The 261-nt window shown below is 55.2% G+C and carries 1 protein-coding gene; it reads right to left on the bottom strand.

Annotated elements, in window-relative coordinates:
• The coding region (locus R0J88_RS21130; RefSeq protein WP_410901046.1) for a UxaA family hydrolase at positions 1-261 on the bottom strand (261 nt) is incomplete at both ends.

A 261-nucleotide genomic window follows, 5' to 3' on the forward strand; every position in this document is an offset into this window, starting at 1 on the left:
TACCCCGCTATCACTCTTTCGAGGAAAGTGAAGCCGTCGGACTCGGTGTTAATGGCACACCCTGATCCATGAGTAACCGGAACAACACCATCAAACCCCAGCGCCTCGAGATCTCCGCTGGAATTGAGTGATTCCGCCGCCATCTTGGCCACCGTCGCCGAACAATTCACCGTCGATAGGATGCCAATGTAGTTGCGTGTCCCAACCTGACCATTGTCTCGATGGTAGCCGTCGAAGGTCCGATCATTTGCCATCACCGCC

This window comes from Pseudoalteromonas sp. SIMBA_162 (assembly GCF_046535955.1).
Lineage (GTDB): Bacteria > Pseudomonadota > Gammaproteobacteria > Enterobacterales > Alteromonadaceae > Pseudoalteromonas > Pseudoalteromonas marina.